Annotated in this window: 22 protein-coding genes and 5 pseudogenes; 12 read left to right on the top strand and 15 right to left on the bottom strand. The window is 70.4% G+C overall.

Annotated features, from left to right (window positions below; genetic code table 11):
- Positions 1-102 precede the first annotated feature (102 nt).
- Positions 103-702 (top strand): GTP cyclohydrolase I FolE, encoded by a 600-nt coding sequence (gene folE / locus AB0F91_RS11935; RefSeq protein ID WP_360596991.1) that lies wholly within the window; start codon positions 103-105, stop codon positions 700-702.
- 14 nt (positions 703-716) lie between these two features.
- Positions 717-1,937 (top strand): FAD-dependent oxidoreductase, encoded by a 1,221-nt coding sequence (locus tag AB0F91_RS11930; RefSeq protein ID WP_360596989.1) that lies wholly within the window; start codon positions 717-719, stop codon positions 1,935-1,937.
- Between the two features lies 1 nt (position 1,938).
- Here AB0F91_RS11930 and AB0F91_RS11925 read toward each other — a convergent pair whose 3' ends face one another.
- Positions 1,939-3,180 carry an alpha/beta hydrolase gene (locus tag AB0F91_RS11925; RefSeq protein ID WP_360596987.1) on the bottom strand — a complete coding sequence of 414 codons (1,242 nt, stop codon included), beginning with the start codon at positions 3,178-3,180 and terminating at the stop codon, positions 1,939-1,941.
- A 160-nt stretch (positions 3,181-3,340) separates the two neighbouring features.
- Here AB0F91_RS11925 and AB0F91_RS11920 point away from each other — a divergent pair, with 160 nt between their 5' ends.
- On the top strand, positions 3,341-4,735 hold the full coding sequence (locus AB0F91_RS11920; protein WP_360596986.1) for a wax ester/triacylglycerol synthase family O-acyltransferase: 1,395 nt from the start codon (positions 3,341-3,343) through the stop codon (positions 4,733-4,735).
- Positions 4,736-4,761: 26 nt separating this feature from the next.
- Here AB0F91_RS11920 and AB0F91_RS11915 read toward each other — a convergent pair whose 3' ends face one another.
- Both AB0F91_RS11915 and AB0F91_RS11910 read right to left on the bottom strand, forming a co-directional pair.
- On the bottom strand, positions 4,762-4,920 hold the full coding sequence (locus AB0F91_RS11915) for a hypothetical protein (RefSeq protein ID WP_360596984.1): 159 nt from the start codon (positions 4,918-4,920) through the stop codon (positions 4,762-4,764).
- Between the two features lie 130 nt (positions 4,921-5,050).
- Complete coding sequence (locus AB0F91_RS11910; RefSeq protein WP_360596983.1) at positions 5,051-6,724, bottom strand: TIGR04141 family sporadically distributed protein; 1,674 nt, start codon at positions 6,722-6,724, stop codon at positions 5,051-5,053.
- A gap of 504 nt (positions 6,725-7,228) precedes the next feature.
- On the opposite strand from AB0F91_RS11910, the gene AB0F91_RS11905 reads away from it, so the two are divergent.
- Complete coding sequence (locus AB0F91_RS11905; RefSeq protein ID WP_360597103.1) at positions 7,229-7,780, top strand: Uma2 family endonuclease; 552 nt, start codon at positions 7,229-7,231, stop codon at positions 7,778-7,780.
- 3 nt (positions 7,781-7,783) lie between these two features.
- On the opposite strand, the gene AB0F91_RS11900 is transcribed toward AB0F91_RS11905, so the two are convergent.
- Positions 7,784-8,734, bottom strand: coding sequence for an alpha/beta hydrolase (locus tag AB0F91_RS11900; RefSeq protein ID WP_360596981.1), 951 nt, complete (start codon positions 8,732-8,734; stop codon positions 7,784-7,786).
- 149 nt (positions 8,735-8,883) lie between these two features.
- Here AB0F91_RS11900 and AB0F91_RS11895 point away from each other — a divergent pair.
- The 3 genes and pseudogenes from AB0F91_RS11895 to AB0F91_RS11885 form a co-directional block, all read left to right on the top strand.
- A pseudogene (locus AB0F91_RS11895) lies at positions 8,884-9,095 on the top strand (acyl-CoA dehydrogenase); the annotation flags it as partial.
- Positions 9,096-9,105: 10 nt separating this feature from the next.
- Positions 9,106-9,458: pseudogene (locus AB0F91_RS11890) on the top strand (hypothetical protein); the annotation flags it as partial.
- A gap of 139 nt (positions 9,459-9,597) precedes the next feature.
- The gene (locus AB0F91_RS11885; protein WP_360596979.1) at positions 9,598-10,176 is read left to right on the top strand and encodes a DUF5134 domain-containing protein; all 579 of its coding nucleotides are present in this window, start codon (positions 9,598-9,600) and stop codon (positions 10,174-10,176) included.
- A gap of 33 nt (positions 10,177-10,209) precedes the next feature.
- On the opposite strand, the gene AB0F91_RS11880 is transcribed toward AB0F91_RS11885, so the two are convergent.
- Complete coding sequence (locus AB0F91_RS11880; protein ID WP_360596977.1) at positions 10,210-10,692, bottom strand: riboflavin kinase; 483 nt, start codon at positions 10,690-10,692, stop codon at positions 10,210-10,212.
- A gap of 57 nt (positions 10,693-10,749) precedes the next feature.
- Positions 10,750-10,903 (bottom strand): annotated as a pseudogene (locus tag AB0F91_RS11875) (3-alpha,7-alpha,12-alpha-trihydroxy-5-beta-cholest-24-enoyl-CoA hydratase); the annotation flags it as partial.
- A 278-nt stretch (positions 10,904-11,181) separates the two neighbouring features.
- On the opposite strand from AB0F91_RS11875, the gene AB0F91_RS11870 reads away from it, so the two are divergent.
- Entirely contained in the window at positions 11,182-11,403 is a 222-nt protein-coding gene (locus AB0F91_RS11870; protein WP_360596975.1) for a hypothetical protein, read from the top strand.
- Positions 11,404-11,406: 3 nt separating this feature from the next.
- On the opposite strand, the gene AB0F91_RS11865 is transcribed toward AB0F91_RS11870, so the two are convergent.
- The 4 genes and pseudogenes from AB0F91_RS11865 to AB0F91_RS11850 form a co-directional block, all read right to left on the bottom strand.
- Positions 11,407-11,622 (bottom strand): hypothetical protein, encoded by a 216-nt coding sequence (locus tag AB0F91_RS11865; protein ID WP_360596973.1) that lies wholly within the window; start codon positions 11,620-11,622, stop codon positions 11,407-11,409.
- 156 nt (positions 11,623-11,778) lie between these two features.
- A complete protein-coding gene (locus tag AB0F91_RS11860; protein ID WP_360596971.1) occupies positions 11,779-12,849 on the bottom strand; it encodes an MBL fold metallo-hydrolase in 1,071 nt (356 codons plus the stop codon).
- 10 nt (positions 12,850-12,859) lie between these two features.
- Positions 12,860-13,894 (bottom strand): acyl-CoA desaturase, encoded by a 1,035-nt coding sequence (locus tag AB0F91_RS11855; protein ID WP_360597102.1) that lies wholly within the window; start codon positions 13,892-13,894, stop codon positions 12,860-12,862.
- A 243-nt stretch (positions 13,895-14,137) separates the two neighbouring features.
- A pseudogene (locus AB0F91_RS11850) lies at positions 14,138-14,563 on the bottom strand (acyl-CoA dehydrogenase family protein); the annotation flags it as partial.
- 290 nt (positions 14,564-14,853) lie between these two features.
- Between AB0F91_RS11850 and AB0F91_RS11845 the strand changes: the two are divergent.
- Positions 14,854-15,495, top strand: a pseudogene (locus AB0F91_RS11845) (acetyl-CoA C-acetyltransferase); the annotation flags it as partial.
- Positions 15,496-15,538: 43 nt separating this feature from the next.
- On the opposite strand, the gene AB0F91_RS11840 reads toward AB0F91_RS11845, so the two are convergent.
- From AB0F91_RS11840 to AB0F91_RS11820, 5 genes are read right to left on the bottom strand one after another with little or no spacing between them, the layout of a single operon-like run.
- Positions 15,539-16,843: an FAD/NAD(P)-binding oxidoreductase gene (locus AB0F91_RS11840; protein ID WP_360596969.1), complete on the bottom strand. Its 1,305-nt coding sequence runs from the start codon at positions 16,841-16,843 to the stop codon at positions 15,539-15,541.
- Entirely contained in the window at positions 16,836-17,060 is a 225-nt protein-coding gene (locus AB0F91_RS11835) for a ferredoxin (RefSeq protein WP_360596968.1), read from the bottom strand. Before AB0F91_RS11835 ends, AB0F91_RS11840 begins: the two co-directional genes overlap by 8 nt.
- Positions 17,057-17,665, bottom strand: coding sequence for a ferric reductase-like transmembrane domain-containing protein (locus AB0F91_RS11830; RefSeq protein WP_360596967.1), 609 nt, complete (start codon positions 17,663-17,665; stop codon positions 17,057-17,059). The genes AB0F91_RS11835 and AB0F91_RS11830 overlap by 4 nt, the downstream gene beginning before the upstream one ends.
- Positions 17,658-18,350: a DUF4142 domain-containing protein gene (locus AB0F91_RS11825; protein ID WP_360596966.1), complete on the bottom strand. Its 693-nt coding sequence runs from the start codon at positions 18,348-18,350 to the stop codon at positions 17,658-17,660. Before AB0F91_RS11825 ends, AB0F91_RS11830 begins: the two co-directional genes overlap by 8 nt.
- Before the next feature lie 43 nt (positions 18,351-18,393).
- Positions 18,394-18,819, bottom strand: coding sequence for a hypothetical protein (locus AB0F91_RS11820; RefSeq protein WP_360596965.1), 426 nt, complete (start codon positions 18,817-18,819; stop codon positions 18,394-18,396).
- Positions 18,820-19,216: 397 nt separating this feature from the next.
- Between AB0F91_RS11820 and AB0F91_RS11815 the strand changes: the two genes are divergently transcribed.
- The 3 genes from AB0F91_RS11815 to AB0F91_RS11805 all read left to right on the top strand — a co-directional run bounded on the left by AB0F91_RS11815 (position 19,217) and on the right by AB0F91_RS11805 (position 22,238).
- The gene (locus AB0F91_RS11815) at positions 19,217-19,750 is read left to right on the top strand and encodes a sigma-70 family RNA polymerase sigma factor (RefSeq protein WP_360597100.1); all 534 of its coding nucleotides are present in this window, start codon (positions 19,217-19,219) and stop codon (positions 19,748-19,750) included.
- A gap of 7 nt (positions 19,751-19,757) precedes the next feature.
- Positions 19,758-20,507: a zf-HC2 domain-containing protein gene (locus tag AB0F91_RS11810; RefSeq protein WP_360596963.1), complete on the top strand. Its 750-nt coding sequence runs from the start codon at positions 19,758-19,760 to the stop codon at positions 20,505-20,507.
- Between the two features lie 240 nt (positions 20,508-20,747).
- A complete protein-coding gene (locus AB0F91_RS11805; protein ID WP_360596961.1) occupies positions 20,748-22,238 on the top strand; it encodes a DUF1996 domain-containing protein in 1,491 nt (496 codons plus the stop codon).
- Positions 22,239-22,419: the final 181 nt, after the last annotated feature.

The raw sequence follows: 22,419 nt of genomic DNA, 5'->3' as shown, positions 1-22,419 counted from the left end.
CCGCAAGTGTCAGTTCAACTTGTTGAACTGGTCACCTTGACCACGCCTGACAATAAGACCAATATTCATGGACGAAAACCCGACGAACCCCGAGGGGTCTCCATGCGCTCCGGCTCTGCTCTCCACGTCGTCCACGAACCCGACCCCGGCATCGATCTCGCCGCCGCCGCGCGCGCCGCGGGCGACTTCCTGCGGGCGCTCGGCGTCAGCCTGGATACGGAAAGCCTGCAGGGCACGCCCGAGCGCATGGCGCGCGCGTACGCGGAGCTGTTCACGCCGCGCTCGTTCGACCTCACCACGTTTCCCAACGACGAGGGCTACGACGAGCTGGTGCTGGCCCGCGACATCCCCGTACGGTCGGTGTGCGAGCACCACCTGCTGCCGTTCACGGGCGTCGCGCACGTCGGCTACCTGCCGGGCGACCGCATCCTCGGCCTGTCGAAGCTCGCACGCGTGGTCGAGCACTTCGCGTGCCGGCCGCAGGTGCAGGAGCGGCTCACGAAGCAGGTCGCGGGCTGGCTGAGCGAGCAGCTGAGCCCGAAGGGAGTCGGCGTGGTCATCGAGGCCGAGCACACGTGCATGACGCTGCGCGGCGTGCAGGCCACCGGCTCCAGCACCGTCACCTCGACATTGCTGGGCACACTGCGGGAGGATGCCCGCTCCCGCCAAGAGTTCTTCGCACTCACGGGCGTCAACGCATAAAGGAGTTGTTTCCTTTGCCAGAGCAGGGTTTTGTCATCGTCGGCGCGGGCTTGGCCGGCGCCAAGGCCGCTGAGGCACTGCGGACCCAGGGGTTCGCCGGACGGGTGACGCTCATCGGCGACGAACCCGACCGGCCCTACGAGCGCCCGCCGCTGTCCAAGGACTTCCTTGCGGGCAAGGCCGAGCGCGACAGCGTGTTCGTGCACGAGGAGGGCTGGTACACCGAGCACGACGTGGACCTGCGCCTGGGCGTCACGGCCACCGCCATCGACCGCGACAACCACGTGGTCCGCCTCGAGGGTGGCGAGACCGTGGCCTACGACAAGCTCCTGCTGGCCACCGGCGCGAGCCCGCGGCACCTGCCGATCCCCGGAGCCGACGCCGAGGGCGTGCACTACCTGCGCCGCCTGGCCGACTCCGCGAAGCTCAAGGAGACGCTGACCGCCGGCACGCGCCTGGCCGTGATCGGCGCGGGTTGGATCGGCCTGGAGGTCGCCGCCGCCGCGCGCGAGGCGGGGGCCGAGGTGACCGTGCTGGAGGTCGCGGAGCTGCCGCTGCTGGCCGTGCTGGGCCGCGAGGTCGCCACGGTCTTTGCCGACCTGCACCGCGCCCACGGCGTGGATCTGCGCCTCGGCGTGCACGTCGAGGCGATCACCACCGACGGGGGCAAAGCGACGGGGGTCCGTCTCGACGACGGCACCGAGGTCGCGGCCGACGCCGTGCTGGTCGCGGTCGGCGCCGCGCCCAACGTCGAGCTCGCGCAGGCCGCGGGCCTGGCCGTGGACAACGGCGTGGTGGTCGACTCGTCCCTGCGCACCACCGACCCGAACGTCTTCGCCGCCGGCGACGTCGCCTCCGCGCTGCACCCGCTGTTCGGCAAGCACGTGCGCGTGGAGCACTGGGCCAACGCCCTCAACCAGCCCGCCGTCGCTGCCGCCGCGATGACCGGCCAGGACGCCACCTACGACGAGCTCCCGTACTTCTACACCGACCAGTACGACCTGGGCATGGAGTACCACGGCCACGTCGACCCGGGCGCCTACGACCGCGTCGTCTTCCGCGGCGACGTCGAGGCGCGCGAGTTCATCGCCTTCTGGCTCCGCGACGGCCACGTGCTGGCCGGCATGAACGTCAACGTCTGGGACGTCGGCGACCAGCTCAAGGCCCTCATCCGCGCCGAAGGCCCGATCGACGCCGACCGGCTCGCGGACCCGGAGGCGCCGCTCGAACCCTGAGCTACCGGTCCGCCGCGGCCCACGCCCGGTAGGTGTGGTCGAGGAACCGTTCCACGCCCCGGACCACGTGGGCGCTGCGGATCGAGGGGAAGATGTCGAACGCGTGCTGCGCGCCCGCGAGTTCGGCGTAGGCGACGGGCTGCTGGGACGTCGCGCGAAGCCGAGCCACGAACTCGCGGGCCTCCTCGACGGGCACGAGCGAGTCGTTGCGGCCGTGGATCACGAAGAACGGCGGCGCCGAGTCGGAGACGCGGTCGAGCGGGGACGCGGCCACGTAGTCGTCGAGGTAGGTCACCGGGTCGCGGTCGGGGGAGAAGATGCGCCGGGCCAGCAGGCTCTCCAGGCGGTACTTACTCTCGGCCGCGCCGCTGGTGGCCGCGATGTCGTAGACGCCGTAGTGCGGCACGCACGCCTGCACGCTGGTGTCGGCGCCGGGGAAGTCCGGTTGCAGCGCCGGGTCGTTCTGGCTCAGCGCGAGCAGCGCGGCGAGGTGCCCGCCCGCCGAACCACCCGTCACGGCCACGAAACCCGGGTCCCCGCCGTACGACGCGATGTTCGACCGGATCCACACCAGCGCGCGCTTCGCGGCCTCCACGTGCGCGGGCCAGCGGTGGGCGGGCGCGAGCGGGTAGTTGATCGCCACGCACACCCAGCCGCGGCGCGCGAGGTGGCGCATGAGGGGCTGGCCCTGCTCGTCCTTGTTGCCGATCGTCCAGGCGCCGCCGTGGATCTGCAGCAGCACGGGCGCGCCGGTCACCGGTTTCGCGGGCCGGAACACGTCGAGCAGGAACCGCTTGCCGCCCGGGGCGTACGGGATGTTCCGCTCGCGCACGACCTCCGGGTCGCGGCCGAGGAACGGCAGCGCCAGCTGACCCCACGGCGTCGCCAGGTCGCGGGGGCTCGGTGGGTGCTCCAGCAGCGTGGCGTAGTCCGGCCCGAGTGCCTCGGTGAGCGCCGACTCGACCTCGCCACGGGCGTGCTGCGCCGTCGCCACGAGCGCGCCCAGCCCGGCGGCCGACAGCGCGGCCAAGGCGACCCCGGCCTTCGAGGATCGCCGCCCGTGCCGCGCGAGGTGCTGCACGGTGTCGGCGGCGGTGAGCGCGAGCAGCTGCGGAGCGAGCTCGTCGGTGAGCCACGCGGTGAAGAACACGGGGATCGACGTGACGCGGTTGCGCGGCGGGCGCAGGGCGACGGCGGTGAGGCCGAGCTGTGCGGCCCGGCGCGTCAGGAAGGCCGGTTTCACCTTCCCGATGCTACCGCCGCACCCGGCCCCGTCCGCCGTTCTGCCTTGCTGTGCTGCCCGCTGCCAACCCGACCACAGTCGCGGCGGGAACGGTTGTCACGCGCGGCAACGCGCGGTTTCGGAACCCGCCGGCTGTTGGCCGGATTGGTAGCCTGGCGACATGCAGAGACTGAGCGGCCTGGATGCGAGTTTCCTCTACTTGGAGACCCCCGCACAGGTCCTGCACGTCTGCGGGCTGCTCACGCTCGACGGATCCACCATCCCCGGCGGCTACTCGTTCGCCGAGCTGCAGCGCCGGCTGGCCGAGCGCGTCGCGCTGATTCCGGAGTTCCGTCGCAAACTGCACAATCCACTCTGGAACCTCAGTCACCCGGTGTGGGTCGAGGACGAGGACTTCGATCTCGACAACCATCTGCACCGCATCGGCGTGCCCGCCCCCGGCGACGACCGCGAGCTGGCCGAGCTGTGCGCCCACATCGCCGGCCAGCAGCTCGACCGCGCGCACCCGCTGTGGCAGTTCTACGTGATCGAGGGCCTGTCGGACGGCGGCATCGCGGTACTCATCAAGATGCACCACGCGAGCATCGACGGCGTCGGCGGCGCCAGCCTGATCACCTACCTCGCGGGCCTGGAGCCCGAGGCGCCGCTGCCGGAGATCCCGCAGGACAAGCGGCACAACAGCGGCCTGCCCACGCGCGTCGAGATCCTGCGCGAAAGCGTGGAAGGCCTCGTGCACCGCCCGTTGGAGATGGCGAAGCTGCTGCCCGAGCTGGTGGAGCTGGTGCCGCGCTGGCTCGGCAAGACGTTGCGCGGCAAGGGGATGCCGATCCCGTTCACCGCGCCCCGCACGTCGCTCAACGGCACGATCACCGGCCACCGCAGCGTCGCCTTCGCCCAGGTCGACCTCGCCGACGTGAAGCGCGTGAAGAACGCCTTCGGCGTCACCGCCAACGACGTGGTGCTGGCGCTCGTTTCCGGCGCGCTGCGGCAATTCCTGCTCGGCCGCGGCGAGCTCCCGGAAGACCCGCTGGTGGCAACCGTGCCGGTGTCCGTGCACGAGCGCACCGAACGCGACCACGGGAGCAACAAGGTGTCCGCGTTCTTCGCCTCGCTGCCCACCCATCTGGGTGACCCAGCCGCGCGCGTGTTCTTCCTCGCCGAGGCCAATCGCCTGTCGAAAGACCACCACTACGACATCGACGCCGACATGCTCGCCGACTGGGCCCAGTTCTCCCCGGCCACGGCGTTCGGCCTCGGCGTGCGGGCCTACTCCTCGCTGCGCCTGGCGGAGCGCCATCCGGTGGTGCACAACCTGATCATCTCCAACGTGCCCGGCCCATCGGTGCCGCTCTACCTGCTCGGCGCCCGCGTCACCGGCCTGTACCCCCTCGGCCCGGTCTTCCACGGCGCCGGGCTCAACATCACCGTCTTCTCCTACGAGGGCAAGGTCGGCGTCGGCCTGCTCGGCGCCAAGGAGCTCGTGAAGGACCTCTGGCCACTGGCCGACGCCCTGCCCGAGGCGATGACGGAGCTGCTCGAGGCGGCACCGGCCTGAGCCGCGACCGGTTATCCGCCCGGCGATCACCGCCGGGACTCGGGCGCTGGGAAGGGGCCCGCGAAGTACTGGGTTTCGTGCGTGACGAAGCCGAGTTGCGCGCGGATCCGGTCGCGGAAGCGTTCGCCGCACCACGGGTAGCGGAGGATCGCGTCCTCGGAGCAGATCGCGTCCCCTGCGTCCATGTCCGCGGCCTCGGAGGCGCCGGTGCGTTTCGACCCGGGCGCGGAACGTGGGCTCAGGGGGCAACCGTCGTCAGTGTCCTCACCGTCCCGCCGGGCGCCTCGCGCCGGCGTGGGCCGAAACGTCGGACGCTCACGCCTTCCGGCGGCGTTTCGCGGGCTGGGCGGCCGTCTTCTTCTTGGCCTGGTACGGAATGTCGGCGAACTTCAACGTCGCCTGCAGGCTGCGCACCGCCCGGTCGAGCCGCAGCAGCGCGACCTGTGAGAGCGTGAACAGCTCGTCGACGTTCCACGCGCGTCCCGCGGCGGCGAGCACGACGGTGTCCGGTGCGCCGGTCAGCACGCGCCCCTTGTCCACTGCGGACACTTTCTCGGCCAGCTGCGCCAACGCTTCCGGCTCGTCGTGCAGCGCCTCGGCTGACACGAGTGCCTGGGTGTAGAGGTGGCTGGCGGCCGTCGCGCGGCCAAGCCACTTCACGTGGATCAGCTCGTTGCCCGGGCCCAGCAGGTCGCACAGCTCGAACCGCGGGTGCAGCGGCGTGGTCGCGGTGTCGCGGTCGAGGCAGACGTACCCGTCGAGGGTCGCGACCTGGCGGCAGTAGCGGTTCTCGTCGTCGGGCTCGCCGGTGGGTTTCCACATGAGGTCCGGCCACTCGTACTTGCGCGCCAGCAGGTGCGAGACCTGCTCGCGCATCTGCTCCACGTACGTCTCGCCGATGCGGTACCAGCGGCCCTGGTGGAACACGTAGCGCGTGTGCCCGATCGTCGTCTCGAACACGAGCCACTTCGCGACCTGCACGGGCGACCCGGTCTCCTCCTCGCCGGCCTCGTCGGCGCAGGTGACCACGCGCCCGGCGCGCAGGGCTTTCACGCGCTTGTCCGCGGGCAGCTGCGCGAGCCGGCCGGTGAGGTGGTCCAGCTCCAGCCGCGACTCGACGTGCAGCGGCCCACCGGAACCCAGGCCGGTGATGCGGAACGAGCCGGCGTTCTCGGCGTCGTTCACCGCGGTCGCGGGCCACGCCAGGCCGAGCGACGCGCCGGTGTCGCCGCCGAGGGCTTCGGCCAGTTGCGCCTCGAGCGCCGGCACCACCCGGTGGTGGCGGTCGAGGGGTCGCGTCTGCGCCACGAACCGCAGCGCCGAGGACGCGTCGGGTTCGTCCACGACAGCACCCACCGCGTCGAGATCCGCGAGAAAAGCCTGTGGTTCCTTCGCAAGTGGCACATAGAGCGAGTTGCCGACGCGGATCCGGTAGCGCTTGCCGGTCACGCGCCCGTAGGTGAGGTCGGTCAGGTCCGCGGAGCCGGCCAGCCGGTTCACGAGGTCGCCGTAGGGCTCCAGCCGGAACGCGGAAAGCTCGCCACCGCCCGGGATCGAGATCTGCGTGGCGCGCGCCGAGAGGTCGAGTGCGGCGCTCGACACCAGCCCGAGGTCGAACGGGTCGAGGCGGCGGATCCCGAACAGCAGCCCGAAACCCTGCTCCACGTACTCGTCGTTGAGCACCAGATGCCCGGCGCCCCAGGACACCGCGTATGTCCAAGGTGGACGCGGTACGAGCAGCACGGCGAACGGCAGCGTGGAAGAGAGTTCGAGCTCGTTGCCGGTCAGCGCGCTCGCGTGCGGAAGCCATTGCGGGATCTCGGTGTGGAACGCGCCGGCGACGAGCCGCGCGCGCGTGCCGGAGAGGTCCACCGTCGTGTCGGTGCTGACCTGCTCGGGTTTGAGAGACACCAGCAGGTCGGCCTCGGCGCCGGCGCCGTCGAGGCGGAAGAGCGAGACGGGTCGGCTGGGTGCGGACGAGGCAGGCATGACCACCACCGAAGTGTGCTGACGCGTGCGAACGTCGAGTCAGGATGCTTGATTTCCTTGTCCACCCGGTTAATCACGGAGAGCGAACGTGATGCGGAATGGTGAAGTCCATCTTACTCGGTGTTTCCCGCACTGGCGCATCGCGCAATGATAACGTGATGTGGCGCCGCATGGTGGACATTTGCGGTACCGCGAAAGATCGGTTTCGGACCAGCTCAGACGTCCAACGGGTAATCCATCGGTGTCGTATTACCCTACCGGGAATGGCCGTTTCGGGAATTCACTCACACGACCCGAACGGCCCTGTCGCGCGCGGTTCGCTTCGGCTGTCCGGGTCTGTTTCGCCGCTTTTCGGTGACCCTGTGTGATGGCGAACGCCGGAGGGCGCGCGGACGAATAGGCCGCCCGGGTTTCCCCCACACCGGAGGACGGTTCGCGCTGCCGCGTGTGCACGTCTACCCTGGCGTAGTCGTTTTCCGGTCGGCCCGTCCTGGGGGCAGCATGATGACAGTCCCGTCGTTCGCACACGGCGACCGTCTCACCCGTCGGGACCTGGAGGCGATCACGGATGAACGCCGTCGATACGAACTGGTGGACGGGACGCTTCTGGTGAGCCCGTCTCCGCGTCCGCTGCACCAGAGGGTCGTCGCGCGCCTGCTCGCGGCGCTCAGCCCGGTGTGCCCCGCGGATTGCGAGGTGCTCCCCGCACCGGTCGACGTCGTGCTCGACGAGTTCACCGTGATGATCCCCGACGTGGTGGTCGGCCGGCGCGAGACCTTCACCGAGCGCGCACTCGTGGGTGTGCCCGTGCTCGCGGTGGAGGTCGTCTCGCCGTCCAGCCGCTACATCGACCGCCACCTCAAGCCCGCCCGCCTCGCCGCGGCCGGCTGCCCGTTCTACTGGGTGATCGAGCCCAATGATCCCACGCTCAGCTGTTTTCGTCTGGAGGGCACCGAATACGTGCTCGACGCCGAGGCCACCGGCGACGAGACCGCACACCTCGAGGTGCCCTACCGCCTCGACCTCAGCCCCGCGGACCTGGTTTCCAGCTACTGAGCCTCACGCCGAGTCGGGTTCTTCTTCGCGCACCCGGCCGGTGTCCTCGTCGGTGATCGCCGCGTGCACCGACGTGCACGCCGCCATCAGTGCGGGAACGAAGTGGTTCGCCGCGAGCACGCACGCCGTGTGCCCGGCGGGGATCTCGTACGTCGCCGCGCCCGTGATGCGCCGCGCCAGCGACCGCTGGTGCGCCGGCGCGATGAAGCCGTCTCGGCTGGTCACGACCACCGACGTCGGGACGCGAAGCGTGTGCAGCCACGGAGCGGAGTCGAAGCGGCCGATCTCGTCGAGCGCGACGGCGATGGCCCAGGGGCTCGTGGACCGGAACTCGGCAAGCGCCCACCGGTGGTCCTCCAGGCGTGCGAGCCGTTCGCGGCGCGGCTCGCCGGGCACGAGGCCGATCTTGGCCTGGTCACGCATGAGCTGCAGTGTGCGCCCGAACAGGTCGAGCGCCACGCGCTGGCGCACGCCGCGGCGGAAGTAGCTCGCCGTCGAACACAGCACGAGCCCGCTCACGCGCTCGCGCTGCTGGTGGGCGACCATCTGGCCGACCATGCCGCCCATCGAGTAGCCGGCGATCATGAACCGGTCGACGCCAAGCGCATCGGCCACCGCCACCACGTCGTCGGCGCAGTCCTGCAGCGTGAACTCCTGGGAGCGGATGCCCTGGCCGTGCCAGCGCTGGTCGAACACGACCACGCGGTAGTGGGCGGAAAGCCGCTCCAGCACTGGGTACCAGGTCAGCAGGCCGGTGCAGGCCACGGAGTGCAACAAGATGATCGCGGGCGCCTGGCGCGGGCCGACGTCGACCACCACGGTCTGGCCTCGGCCGGGCAGTGAGAGCGGCTCCGGGTCCGGCACTCCCGCCGTGGACGGGATCGTCGCCAGCTTCCGGGTCGCCTGCCAGCCGACGTCGCTCAGCGCGCCCATCAGAACCTGTTCCACACCCACGTCGACTCGGCGCCCCTCTTCGCTCGACGGCCTGTTCCGCTTCTGGAGTACCCGGTTGCCGAAGCCGCCGGGGCCTCCAATCCCTGCCACCTTCCGGTCAAAACTAGAACGTGTATCACTTGCGGTAGCCGCTCGGAGGGGGGACCGGTGTGGACTTCACCCCAGACGATACGCAGGCCGAGATCGCCGCGCTGACCGCGAGGGCGCTCGGCAAATCCGCCGGCGCGGGCGAGCAGTGGCGCGCGCCGGCCGGTGCCGGGCTGCTCGCACTCGCCCTGCCGCCGGACCTCGGGGGCGACGGGCTCGGGTCGAGGAGGTGGGCGCGGTGCTGGCCGAAGTCGGCCGCGCGACCGCCGCCGTGTCCGCGTAGCGCGGTGCTCTGCGACCACTTCACCCCGCGTGTGTGCTGCGGCGGCTGGAGGAGCTGGGCTTGTGCGGCCGCGGCGAGGCGAAGGACTTCATCGCCGGCGGCACGCTGAGGCTGGAGGGCGCACTGCCGCTCAACCCGCACGGCGGGCAGCTCGGCGAGGCCTACCGCCACGGGATGAACGGCATCGCCGAAGCCGTGCGCCAGATCCGCGGCACCGCGGTGAACCAGGTGCGCGAAGCCGCGACCGTGCTCGGGACCGCGGGCACCGGCGTCCCGACCGGTGGACTGGTCTTTGATCGTCACTGGGCGCGACTCATACCCTGGCCCGGTACGGTAGGTTCCGCAGAGCTGTAACTCTTGTGGGGCAACGGCTTTCACCTCTTTGCTGGCTGGTGCTCACCCGCCGCGGAATGCCACCGTGGAAGTGAGATCAGCGACGCAGCGTGAAAGCAGGCACGACGATGTCCGGATCCACCGTCCTCGCGGGCTCGCCATGAGCGCACCGGTGCCGGTGGCGTGGCTGCTCACCGCGGTCTTCGCGGTGCTCGCGTTGCCGTGCGTGCTGCGGCTCGTGCGCCTCGACTACGCGCACCTCGGCTCCGGCGTGCGCAACGCCGACCTCGCCGAGCTGCTGCTCGTGGTGGCCATGGTGGCGATGATCTCGCCCGTCGGCGGCCCCATCCCCGCCGCCGGCTGGCAGGCGGTGTTTCTGCTCACGGCGGCCTGGTTCGGGTTCGCCTGGTGGCGCGGGCGGGGCCGGGCGCACGCGGCGCACGCTTCGGGGTGTGGCCACCACGCGCTGTCGGCGGCCGCGATGCTGTACATGGTGAGCGCAATGCCCCACGGCAGCATGGTCCACGGTCCGTGGCTCACGATGTCCTCAATGGACACCCGGCTCGCGGTGCCGCTGCTCGCCGTGCTGGGTGCGATGTACTTCGTGGCCGACGCCGCGCGATCGGGCGTGGTCGCGGTCCGCACGCGCGGCGCGGCCTCACCCGGGCTTACCTCGCGCACGGTGTGCCGCGCGGTGATGGGTGCGGGTATGGGGTACCTGCTGCTCGCCGCTGTGTGACTCCCTGTTGTCGGGCGAACGGGCGATGCCCGCTCAGCCGATACGGCGGACCTCGCCGTCGGGCGGCGGCGTGCCGAGGTCCGGCAGCTCGCTCGCCGGGTTCTCCTCGATCCACTTGCGGGTGGCCGCGACGTCGCGGTCGAGCGCCTCGATCAGCTCCTCCCCGGAGCCGTATTTCTGCTGCTCACGCAGGTGCGCGCCGAGCCACACCGTGAGCGTCTCGCCATAAAGGTCACCCTTGAAGTCGAGCAGGTGGGCCTCGACGAGCCGGTAGCCATCGGCGCCGTAGTAGGTGGGGCGGCGCCCGACGGACACCGCGGCGGCCACGTGCGTGCCGTCCGCGCGCTCGGCCCAGCCGGCCCACACGCCGTCGCCTACCTGCCCGCTCTGGTTGTGCAGCGCGATGTTCGCCGTGGGGAAGCCCAGCTCGCGGCCGCGCTTGTCACCCGGCTCCACCGGTCCGCGGACCACGAAGAAGGTGCCGCTGTGCTGACCGAGAGCGCGCTCGTCCGCCATCCGCCGTCCCGTCCCTGTTCCGGTGTCCTTGCCGACACCGTAATACTGGCGGCCGGCTCAGCGTGGCACGAGCACTGTGTCGGACAGCACAGGAGCGTCGTCACGCTCCGGAGCGGTCGCCGGTCACCAGCAACCGGTCGCGCTCGCGCCAAACGCGCGTGCGCAACCGTTCGCCCGGGAAGACCACGCCGGCGAGCTTCGCGAGGAAAGCCATGAATCCCCATGGAATCCGACCGCGCGACGCCAGCCAGAGGCGGGTGAACGCAAAAGCGCCCCACGCCCGCGCCTACCGAAAGGCCGAACAAACCGCCACCCACCACTGCCTGCGCCGCGCTGGTCGCGGGCAGGCATACCTGACCACCGATGACGGCGCCGGCGATTCCGTAGGCGACACCACCCAGGTTCGCCACGAGGTACCGGCCCAACAGCCCGGCGGCCACCCCGCCCGCCAGGCCGAGCACCACGTCGTAGTGTCGGCAAGGAGCCGGCTTGCCGGACCGCGAGCTCGTGCTCGGCGCTGCGGCAGGTCACCACCAGCGAGCGGCCGGCGCCGACGGCCTGGTCGAGCGCGTCGATCGCGCCGACGCGCACCGGCGCGGCGTGTTGCGGCAAGTCGGCGCGGTGTACCAGTTCCGGCACGCGAGGCTGCAGGAGCGGCTTGCCGACGCGGGATCTGCAGCAGGTGGCCGCCCAGGCCTGAGTGATGAGTAAGGATCACTGGAACAGCACCGTTCCATCATGCCTACCGTGATCCGCCAGTGTCATCGATTCGAACACATGTTCGCACGATCGGGTGGTCGCTCGGCTGAAAGGCGGCGCTTGCCACTCGGGGCGCGCTAACGTCGGATTCATCAAAAGCAGCCGGACGTGGTGCGACTCCGTCCCGTCCTCATCGGTGCGGAAATCCTTCAGCAGTAACCATTTCTGCACCCGAGCAGCACATCCTCGAGTAGCACACCGATACATTCACGCGAGAACGGATCAGCGATGTACCCAGCGGAAGTCAATTCGGCGGCGCGCAACCAAGCCCGTCCGCGCCGGAGACCGGAGCGTCGTCTCACGGACGGCGAGCGAAGACCCAGGGCGTCACCCCAGGGCCTGCCACCAACCGTCCACAGTGGGCGGATTCGCCACCTCGATCCGCTGGCCAGGCTTCGGCACGGCGAGGGCGACGTCGTTCGCCTTGGCCTCGCGCCACACGCGGTCCGCGGGCTCGCCCCAGGGGTGCATGGCGAGGGAGAACGTGGCCCAGTGCACGGGCACGAACAGCCCGCCGCGAACGTCGATGTGCGCGGCGATGCCCTCTTCTGGCGTCATGTGGATGTGCGGCCAGTGCGGGGCGTACGCACCGACCTGGATGAGCGTGGCATCGAACGGGCCGTACGCCTCGCCGATCTTGGCGAAGCCGTCGAAGTAGCCGGTGTCCCCGCTGTAGAACACTTTGTGCTGAGGCCCGGCGATGACCCACGACGTCCACAGGGTGCTGTCATTGCCGATGCCGCGGCCGGAGAAGTGCTGGGCCGGCGTCGCCACGAACCGGATGCCGGCGACCTCGGCTTCCTCGTACCAGTCGAGTTCCACGATCCGCGAGGCCGGCACGTGCCACCGCTCCAGGTGCGCGCCGACCCCCAGCGGCACGAGGAACGGCGCGTCGTGCGCCTCGAGCAGGGCGCGCACGGTGGCGAGGTCAAGGTGGTCGTAGTGGTCGTGCGAGATCACGATCGCGTCGACCCGGCCGACCGCGGCCAGCGGCACCGGCGCGGCGTGCAGGCGGCGCGGGCCCACGAAAGCGGCGGGCGACACCCGATCACTCCACACCGGATCGCACAGCACGCGGGTGCCGTCGATCTCGACGAGCGTCGAGGCGTGGCCGTACCAGGTGAGGAACAAGCCTTCGGCGGAGTCTGCGGCGGCTTCGGCCACGAGTGGGATCTCCCCGGCGGGCTTGCGGCGGTCGCGGTCGTCGCCGAAGAACAGCTCGCGCAGGATGCTCCCGGCGGACGAGGGCGAAGGAGCCGAGCGCGTGGGTGAGGCGTTGTGGAAGACGCCGTCGGCGTACTGCGGCGAACGGCGCATTCGCTCGGCACGCGCACCGGTGGCCTTCGCGCCGAAGGCCACCGGGAGATCACCGAGTGCCGAGACAGTTTTCCTGAGCATGCCCCCGAGTCTACGAACGCTTCCTGAGAGGAGCCCCAGCTTCGTGGAGGTGGGTCAGCGCCTGCCGGTAGGACTCGACGAGGCTGGTCTGCAGGTAGGGAATGCCGAGCTCGGCGCAGTAGCCCTGCACGATCGGCTGCGCGCGTCGCAGGTGCACCGACGGCATGCTCGGGAACAGATGGTGCTCGATCTGGTAGTTGAGGCCGCCGAGGGCGACGTCCACGATCGCGCCACCGCGGACGTTGCGCGAAGTGCGCACCTGCTTGCGGAGGAAATCGAGCTGGGGCCGACCGGTCAGTGTCGGCATGCCCTTGTGGTTCGGCGCGAAGATCGATCCCATGTAGACACCCCACAGTCCCTGGTGGACGGCGAAAAAGAGCAGAGCCAGGCTCGGCGGGAGAACTACGAACAACGCGGTGAGGTAGGCCGCGAAGTGCAGCGCCAGGAGAGCGGCCTCGAGACGACGGCGGCGCAGGCCGGGCCGGGCAACCGCGCGGATGCCGGACCAGTGCAGGTTCAGGCCTTCGAGCGTGAGCAGCGGGAAGAACAGGAACGCCTGGTGCCGCCCGATGAACCGGGGCACGCCGCGGCTGGCGCGGGCCTGGTCCTGCGACCACACGAGGATGTCGGGGTCGACGTCGGGATCCAGCTCCTCGTGGTTGGGGTTCGCGTGGTGGCGGGTGTGCTTGTCCATCCACCAGCCGTAGCTCATGCCCACACCCAGGTTGCCCGCGAGGAGCCCGGCGGCTTCGGTCGGGCGTCGCCTGCGGAACACCTGGCGGTGGGCCAGGTCGTGGGAGAGCAAGGCGATCTGGCCGAACATGAAGGCCTGGAACGCGGCGACGGCGAGCTGCCACCAGGAGTCCCCGAGGAGAGCGAAGGCGACCCAGCCGCCGGCGAACAGCGTGGTCACCACGGCGATCCTGGCCGTGTAGTAGCCGGGGCGCCGCGCGAGCAGCCCCGCGTCGGTGATGCGACGGGAGAGGCGGGCGAAGTCGCTACCTGGGCCGGCCGCGGCCGGGAGGACGAGATTGTCTGGGGTCACCTCGTCGAGTTTTTCGGGGAAGCCGGCCGAGCAGAACCCGGCAGACCCCAGAACCCGTACGGGGGATGGCCCCACCCTGCGAGGGGTGGACGCGCGAAAGGTGGTGATGGGGTGCGTCGAAAACCTGGGCGGTCGCGTGTGCCCGTTTGAAGTATCGGTGCGCGGGAAGGTCCAAGGTGATGGCGCGCTGCCGCCGCGCAGCTGGATCATTTCGGCGGCCACCTCCGCGAACACCTCGCTGCAGTGCACCTTCGCCACCGCCGCGAGCCGGGGCGATCCCGGCGCGACGTAGGCGTCGGAACGAGCGGTCTCGACCAGCACGTGGAGGTCAGCCATCCGGTGCTCGAGCGCCTGGAAGCTCCCGATCGGGCGGCCGAACTGCAGTCGGTGGCGCGTGTACTGCGCGGTGAGCTCCAGTGCTCGCGACGCGGCGCCTGCGTGTTCGGCCGCGAGCACGGCACAGGCGACGTCACGGACCCGTGCGAGGTCCACAAGTTCGAGCGGACACGCGCGGGCGTGGTCGAGCGTCGCGGTGGCGAGGCGGCGGGGTCTCGTCCATCGTCGGCACGGGTTCGCAGCGGACGCCGGGGTGCGTGGGGCCGATCTCGAACAGCGCCGTGCCGCCCGGGGTCCGGGCGGAGGCCAGGAGGACGTCGGCGCCGGCGGCATCGAGCACATAGTGGGCAGTTCCGTCCACTGTAGACCCTTCGGCGGTGATGGCGGGCTGCAGCGGATCCCCGCGTCCATCGGCGGTCCAGGCAAGAGCGCCGACGGTGCCGTCGGCCTGGGCCGGGAGTGAGGTGGGCCCAGCGCCGGCGTGGCGTTGGTGTTGGTGGTGGCGAGAAGGGAGGTGACGGCGAGGACGGAGGAGCCGGGAAGCGGCACGTCGGTGAGGTTGCGGCCGAGTTCCTCCGCGACTCCCCGGCAACTGCTCGGTAGGGCAACCTACGGGCGAGCCACGCGCGACCGCTGCCATCGAGGAAGGGCGCTTCGACGCCGAACTCGTGGCCTACGGCGACTTCCGCGTGGGCGAAGGCCCTGTCGCGACACCAGCCTTGCGAAGATGGTCGCGCTGTAGCCACTTTTCGAGGGTCCCACATCACGGCCGCCGTCTCCAGTCAGCTCTCCGACGGCGCCAGCGCGACGCTGCTGGCCTCGGCGGCGTTCGTAGCCGAGCACAAGCTCACGCCCAGAGCACGTACCGACGACCGTTGGTCCGCGCGGGGATCCGGTGTGGATGCTCACCAACCCGATCCCGGCGACCGCGCACGCGCTGCGCGAGACCGGCCTGACGATCGGTGACATCGATCTGTTCGAGGTCTCCGAGGCGTTCGCCGGCGTCGTGCGCGCGTGGCTCGACGAGGCCGGCGCGGACCCGGACCGCGGCAACGTGAACGGCGGCGCCATCGCGCTCGGCCATCCGATCGGCGCGTCGGGCACGAAGCTGTTCGCCACGCTTCTGCACGAGCTCGAACGCCGACGCGCGGTTCGGCCTGCAGACGTTGTGCGGACGCGGCGGCACCGCCAACGTCACGACCGTCGAACGGCTGGGGACGAAGGGCCGGTCACCACACCGCCCAGCCGCAGGGACGGCGTGGTGACCGGCAGGAGGGGGCGGCCTCCGCGCGCGGCCACCCCCGGCTCTCACCGCGCGTAGTCCTGAACGGTGCCGAGCTCGTCGGCGAACTCCGCGTAGAACTCCTGTGTGTCGAACCGCTCGTCGGTGTCGAACTGTTCGTCCTCGGTCCACGCATCGACCGACGAAGGTGCCACCGGGGTGTAGTCCGGCACCGGCAGTCGCCGGTCGAGCTCGGCCGTCCAGTCGAGCATCGCGCGCGGCTTGTCCCATCCCGTGATGCCCACGAGCCGGCCCGCGCGGACGAACCCGGTGATGCCGTCGGCGAGCGACACGGTGTCCTCGCCCAGCGACGGCATGCCCGCCATCTGCAGCCGCACGTCGTACAGCGTCGACCACGCTCGCGGCAGCGGCGCGAAGGGCGTGGCCGCCGACCGGCCCGCGATCAGGTTCTCCGCGGCCGCGCGCGCCGACTCCACGGCGTTGATCCAGTGCTCGACGCGGCGCGGTACCTCGTCGAAGCGCAGGTTGGGCCAGCGCGCGAGGTCACCCGCCACCACCACGTCGTCGGCGCCCTCGGCGAACAGCGTCGGCTCGCACAGCACGCCGTCCTCGACGTCGAGGCCCGAGCCACGCAGGTAGTCGACCGCCGGGACGCTGCCGATCGCGAGCACCACGCAACTCGCCACGAGCAGCTTATTGTTCGTCAGGTGCAGCCCGACGGTGTCGTCGGTGCTGATCCAGTGCCGCACCTCCGAGCCCATGGCGAGCTTCGTCCGGTGTTCCTTGTGCAGCTTCACCACCGCGTCGGAGATCCGGCTGCCGAAGCGGTGCAGCGGCGCCTTCGCGTGGCCGACGAGCGTGACGTCGCGGCCGAGGTGGCGCATGCTCGCGGCGAACTCGTTGCCGATCAGGCCACCGCCGATCACCACGGCCGGCTTGGTGCTCACGTGCAGGCAGTGCCGCACGGCCAGCGCGTCGTCGATCGTGCGCAGCACCCGCACGCGCGGGTCGTGGCGCGGCGAGCCGGGCAGGTGCCGCGGCACGACGCCGGTGGCCAGCACGAGCCCGTCGTACCAGAGCGATTCACCGCCGGGCAGGTGCACAACGCGCTCGACGGTGTCGAGGTGCGTCGCGCGGGTGCCGAGCCGCCAGTGGACGTCGAGGTCGCGGTAGGCCCGCAGCGTGGTGTCGGGTGGCCGCGCCGCTCCCATCACGAGCTGCTTCGAGATCATCGGCCGGTGGTACGGGCGTCGGGCCTCGTCGCCCACCACCACGATCTCGCCGTCGAAACCGAGCTCACGCAGCCGTTCCGCCGCGCGCAGGCCGGCGACACCTGCGCCGACGATCACGATCCGGTCGCCGTCAGCCATCGAGTTCCCCTCTCAGCACGATCGCCTGCATCGGGCACACCCGGGCCGCGGCGATCGCTTGGGTCATGTCTTCGGGTTCGAGCAGGCGCTTGCGGAAGCGCAGGCGCCCGTCCCGGCCGAGGTCGAAGAGGCCGGGGGCCTCCATCGCACAGATTCCGTAGAGCTCGCACCGGTCGTTGTCGACACTCACGCGCGGCCCACTGCCGGGGAGTTTCACGCCACCTGCTCCTCGACGAGCCCGATGCGCTCGAGCGTTCGCGGCGGCAGGAACCGCAGCAGCGCCAGCGTGACCGGGGGGACGAGCAGCGTGATGCCGACGAGCCACAGCGTCGCGAGGTGACCGTTCGCGATCGCGCCGAAGAACGCGTGCAACGCGGTCAGCGCGACGGCCGGGTAGGCCAGCCGGTGCAGCCACAGCCAGCGCCGGTAGGACGTCCAGCGCTGCACGCACGTGGTGAGCGCGATGGCCAGCATCAGCTCCAGCCCGACGATGCCGAACGTGTGCCGGGCGAGCGTGCCCGGCATGAACGGGACCGTGATGTAGGCCAGCGAGAACGGGTTCACCGTGAGGTAGAGAAACCCCAGCGCGTGGAGGCAGCCGAACGCGAGCGTGAGCGTCGCCAGCGTCAGGTGGCCGCTGCGCAGAGCCTTGCGGCCGGTGACGGAGCGCACCCAGCCTGTGGCGGTGAGGACGCCCCAGCACAGCGTGAGGCACATGAACGCGTACGACAGCCTAGCGGAGAGCGCCGCGATGCCGCGTGCGGCCGGATCTGTGGACTGCTGTGCGAGGGTGGTCACCGCCTCGTGGACGGTGTCAACCATGGGTTTCTCCTGAGTTCGGGCGGAGCCGGCCGCCGCGCAGGCGGCCCGACTTCACGTAACGGACCCCGAGCAGCGTCGCGCCGCCGACCAGCAGGATCAGCAGGGCGCCGGTGAGCACGTCTCCGGTCCGCAGGTCGAGCGCAGCGCCCGCGGGTGCCGCGGAACTGGCCACGTTGGCCTGCGGCAGCGCGGAGAAGTCCACGAAACCGGTGCTCTCCAGCAGCGTCATGTGCCGCAGCACGGCCTGGTTCGCGACGGTCGCGTACGCGCGGATCTCGGGGTTGCGCGTACCGGCGCGGACCTGCGCGATGACGGAGAACACCTGGCCGTGGGCCGCGCGCAGCCGGTTGGCGAAGATGCGGTCGAAGTCCTGGGGGGTGGGGGCGTTCTGCAGTTCGTTGAGCCAGCCCATCTGCTCGGCCGACGGCTCGGCGGGCAGCGCGACGTGGAGCTTCGCGGCGAGCTGGCGCGTCATCACGTCGAGCCGGCCGTGGTCGACCATGATCGCGGCGCCGACTTCCCGCACCTTCGGGCTCGCGCCGCGGGTTTCGGCCCACGTCCCGGCGGGCATCTCCCACAGACCGGCCTGACGCACCTTCACGAGCAGCAGCTGGTCGCCGGCGTCGACGCCGGTTTGGGCCGACGCGGGGGTCTGCGGCTGCAGCACCGCGACGGCGGCGAGCAAGACGAGAACGACACGGATACCACGAACGAACCTGCGGGGGAGATCAGATCCGGAACGCATCGGTCCGCCAGGTATCGGTAGTGGTTTCGATCTTGCGGCCGTCGGGCGACAGCGGGAACCACGCGCGGTCGGCGCCCTGCCCGGCGGTCTGCCCCGGCATTTCGTCGCCGGTGAAGCGGTAGAGCGGCCAGCCGGCGAGGGTGACCTGATCCGTGCCGTCGGGGCGCGTGACGCTTCCCACAAGGTCGCGGTCGATGCCGGTGAGCTTCACGTCACCACTAGCGCGCACGGGCAGCCACTTCTGCGCGCAGTCGTCGGTGCAGCGGGAACGCGAGGGCTTGGCGCTGTCGCGGTCGTAGCGGTAGACAGCGAAACCGCTTCCGTCCACGACGACCGGACCGAGGTCGAATGCGCGCGCGGCACGCAAGGCGGCTTTCGCCGGGTCGGTCTGGTCGGCGGGCATCTCCATCGGCATGGTCGTCGAGCCCGCTGCACTCGAAGAATAGCCTCCGGGAGCGGTTCCGGACTGACATGCGGTCAATACTGTGAATGCGGCCAGGCACACAGCGGGCGGTGCCGCTGTGCGGAACAAGCGGTTCACGGCTTCCTCCAGGGGGCGGAACTACGCACCGTCGCGGGGGAACGACGGCAAAAGGGCGCAGTTGATCCACTGTGGACAGTAAGCCCATGGTGAATGCGGCGCGTCGCGGGGGAACGACGCTTTGTCGGGGGTCTTCGACGGGGGATACGGACACGGGTTCGACACGGTTCAAAAAACTTTCGTGACCAACGCCCGTGATTTTGGTACTGGACGAAATGGCGTCGTAGCCACAAAGATGTCCCGCGTGGGACGGCACAATCGAACGCTGAGCCCGACGGACGATCATGAAACCGAAACCCCCGGAGTTCATGACGACCTGGCCAAAGCGTTGTACCAAGAGTTCGGCGGCGCCTTGATGGGCTTCGCGCTGCGCCTGACCGGTCACGACCGGCAGTGGGCGGAGGACGTGGTGCAGGAGACGTTGATCAAGGCGTGGCGCAACGCCGACAAGCTCGACCGCAGGCCGGCGATGCTCCGCGCGTGGCTGTTCACCGTCGCTCGGCGCATTGTGATCGACGGCTGGCGCAGCCGCAGTGTCCGTCCGCAGGAGCTCGAGGAGATCGAGTCCGACGCCGTGTTCGTGTCCGACGAGTCGGACAAGACCGTGGCGGCCATGATCCTCTACGAGGCGCTGCAAGGGCTTTCGCCCGAGCACCGGGAGGCCGTGCAGCAGACGTACCTCGCCGACCGGACCGTGAACGAGGTCGCCGCCACCCTGGGGGTGCCGCCCGGCACCGTCAAATCGCGAATCCACCACGCCGTCCGCGCTCTGCGGAAGGCCATGCGCGAGCGGGGGTGAGCTGACAGTGGCCGGATCCCCGCACACCGACCTCGCCGCGTATGTGCTCGGTGTGCTCAGTGAAGCCGACAACACGCAGTTCGAGGAACACCTGCTCGACTGTCCGCACTGCCAGCTCGACCTCGTCGAGCTCCACCAGCTGCCCGACGTGCTCGACCTCGTGAAGAAGAACTGGCCGGAGCCGCCGGTACCGGTCACGCCGGGGCGCACGCTCGCGCCCGGCCCGCGCGTGCTGCGGGCACTGATGGCCGAGGCGACGGTGAAGCGCAGGCGGCGCCGGCGCGTCGGACTCGTCGCCGCGGCGGCCGCGGCCGCGCTCGTGGTGGCGGGCCCGCTCGTGACGCTCGCGGTGCGCCCGGCCGACGCCGCGGGTCCCGCCGTGAGCCTGGCGGCGCCGACTTCGGTCCCGCCGTCGCCGTCTTCCTCGCTGTCCGCGCCCGGTGGTGGCACGTCGTCGGGCCAGGGTGCCTCGGCCGTGACGGCGCGCGTGACCGTGACACCGCGCGAGTGGGGCAGCTCCGTGGACCTCGAGCTGAGTGGCGTCGCGGGACCGATGAACTGCCAGCTGCTCGCCATCTCCTCCGCCGGTGACATCCGCACGGTCACGGGCTGGTCCCTGCCCGCGAAGGGCTACGGGATCCCGGGTTCGCCCGCTCCGCTGCACGTGACGGGCGGCACGTCGCTGTCCGCCGACGAGATCACGCGGTTCGAGGTCCGGGCCGACGACGGCACACTGCTCGTGGTCGTCGACCGCTGACCCTCCCCGCTGGGGGAATGCTCTGTCCTTTGTGGAATCTATGGGCGGCCTTGCCGATCACGCGCGGATAACGCGGCGATTTCTTTTTGAACCACTTCGCCTCCCCGTCCGTATTCCCCAGTGCCGGCACCGGATTCCCCGCATCCGTGCTGCCGAGCGTCTCGACTCCAAGTAGTTCACACCCGGGCCGCGGCCGTAGTTCGGCGCGCCCGGAGGATCGAACGAGGTGAGCACAACACCATGACCAGGAACCATCCCCGGCACCGGTCGGCGAAGCGCGTCACGATCGCCACCGGTGCGCTCGGCCTGGCCCTCGCGGTCGGCGCGTTGGCCGTGAACGCGACGTCCGGTCAGCCCGACCGCGCCGGCGCCGACCCGGCCGACAAGTCGTTCTTCCTGGACATCACCAAGGTCCCGAAGGGCTCGAACGTGAGCCGGACGCAGAACCGCGGCGCGCGTGGCACGTTCACCGTCGACTGTGGACGCAACGAGAACGGTCACTTCAACCCCGACAACTTCATTGCGCAGCCGGGTGTGCGCAACGGTGCCCAGCACCTGCACGACTACGTCGGCAATCTCTCCACGAACGCCGACTCGACCAACCGCAGCCTCGCCCGCGCCGGCACGACGTGCAAGAACGGTGACAAGTCCACCTACTACTGGCCGGTCGTCCGCATCGACACCGACGACGAAGAGGAACAAACCCCAGCGTCTTCGGAAGCGGCCGCTCCGGCCGAGGGCGAGGACGTGGCTGCGGACCGCGCCGGCGCGGCGAAGGACGCCGCCGCGCCGCAGGTCGAATGCCCCGACGTGGTGAGCGAGCTACCCGACGTGCCCGACGCGGCGATGGACGCGGTGAACACCGAGCTCGACACGATGGACGCGCAGGTCGACCAGGCCGACAAGCAGGTCAAGGCCGGGCAGGACGCCGATGCGGTGCTGAACTCGTTGAAGGGCAAACGGTCCGCGTCGTTGAAGAAGATCTCGGACGCGATGACCGAACAGAGCGTGAAGCCGGAAGACCCGGCCGCGCTGGCCGGCTGCGCAGTGCAGGACCCGGACGACGCGGGTCTCGACAACGGCGGCGCCAACAGCGATCCCGCCGCCGGCGAGAGCGCCAAGGAGCAGGAGCAGAAGCAGGACAACGGCGCGGCCGCCGAGCTCCCGGGCGTGAACGATGAGAACGAGGTCGCCGGCAACGACGGCGAGGTCCAGCGCGTGGTGTCCGCGACGCTGTCCTTCGGCAGTGGCGGCGCGCGCCGGGTCGTGGCGATGCCGCGGTTCCTGCGGGTGCTCTACGGTGACGCGAAGGAAGGCGCCAACGGGCCCGCCAACGCCCGCGCGAGCTGGACGTGCTCCGGCTTCGAGGACCGGCTGACCGACCACTACCCGATCTGCCCCGACGGCAGCAAGGTCGAGCGCATCCACGCCTTCCCCAACTGCTGGGACGGCAAGAACATCGACAGCGCCAACCACCGCACCCACATCGTGTTCTCCGACGCGAACGGTAACTGCAAGCGCGGCTTCAAGGCCGTGCCGCAGCTGAAGATCACGCTGGTCTACAACATCCCGCACGACGTGCAGGTCAAAGGCCAGTACAAAGTGGACGCGTTCCCCGAGGAGAAGCACAACCCCCGCTCGGACCACGACGACTTCGCCAACGTGATGACGCAGTCCCAGATGAACCGCGTGGTCTCATGCATCAACACGGGAAAGCGCTGCAAGGAATGACCAGGGGAGCGGGCGGCTCGGGGCGGTGTCTCGCTCGGACCCCGCTGGGACCCGGGCCGCCCCCACCCCGCCCCCTCGCCGCACCGGTGGCGCCGGTCGAGGCCCGGCCGGTGGGGCTTCTACCAAGCGACTGAAGGAGTTTCGATGCGGATTTCCTCGAGTCAGGCGGAGTTCACAGCCC

Source organism: Amycolatopsis sp. NPDC023774, assembly GCF_040639695.1.
In the GTDB taxonomy this organism is placed as follows: Bacteria; Actinomycetota; Actinomycetes; order Mycobacteriales; family Pseudonocardiaceae; genus Amycolatopsis.
The sequence above is the reverse complement of the archived record's forward strand: the minus strand, read 5'-3'. Positions and strand labels throughout refer to the sequence as shown.

Excerpts from the sequence above, each read along its gene's own strand:
- AB0F91_RS11820 (WP_360596965.1), bottom strand. The coding sequence starts at position 18,819 with ATGGAGATGCCCGCCGACCAGACCGACCCGGCGAAAGCCGCCTTGCGT.
- AB0F91_RS11860 (WP_360596971.1), bottom strand. The coding sequence starts at position 12,849 with ATGCTCAGGAAAACTGTCTCGGCACTCGGTGATCTCCCGGTGGCCTTC.
- AB0F91_RS11880 (WP_360596977.1), bottom strand. The coding sequence starts at position 10,692 with ATGGCGGACGAGCGCGCTCTCGGTCAGCACAGCGGCACCTTCTTCGTG.
- AB0F91_RS11920 (WP_360596986.1), top strand. The coding sequence starts at position 3,341 with ATGCAGAGACTGAGCGGCCTGGATGCGAGTTTCCTCTACTTGGAGACC.
- AB0F91_RS11885 (WP_360596979.1), top strand. The coding sequence starts at position 9,598 with ATGAGCGCACCGGTGCCGGTGGCGTGGCTGCTCACCGCGGTCTTCGCG.
- AB0F91_RS11915 (WP_360596984.1), bottom strand. The coding sequence starts at position 4,920 with ATGGACGCAGGGGACGCGATCTGCTCCGAGGACGCGATCCTCCGCTAC.
- AB0F91_RS11805 (WP_360596961.1), top strand. The coding sequence starts at position 20,748 with ATGACCAGGAACCATCCCCGGCACCGGTCGGCGAAGCGCGTCACGATC.
- AB0F91_RS11910 (WP_360596983.1), bottom strand. The coding sequence starts at position 6,724 with ATGCCTGCCTCGTCCGCACCCAGCCGACCCGTCTCGCTCTTCCGCCTC.
- folE (WP_360596991.1), top strand. The coding sequence starts at position 103 with ATGCGCTCCGGCTCTGCTCTCCACGTCGTCCACGAACCCGACCCCGGC.
- AB0F91_RS11840 (WP_360596969.1), bottom strand. The coding sequence starts at position 16,843 with ATGGCTGACGGCGACCGGATCGTGATCGTCGGCGCAGGTGTCGCCGGC.
- AB0F91_RS11830 (WP_360596967.1), bottom strand. The coding sequence starts at position 17,665 with ATGGTTGACACCGTCCACGAGGCGGTGACCACCCTCGCACAGCAGTCC.
- AB0F91_RS11905 (WP_360597103.1), top strand. The coding sequence starts at position 7,229 with ATGACAGTCCCGTCGTTCGCACACGGCGACCGTCTCACCCGTCGGGAC.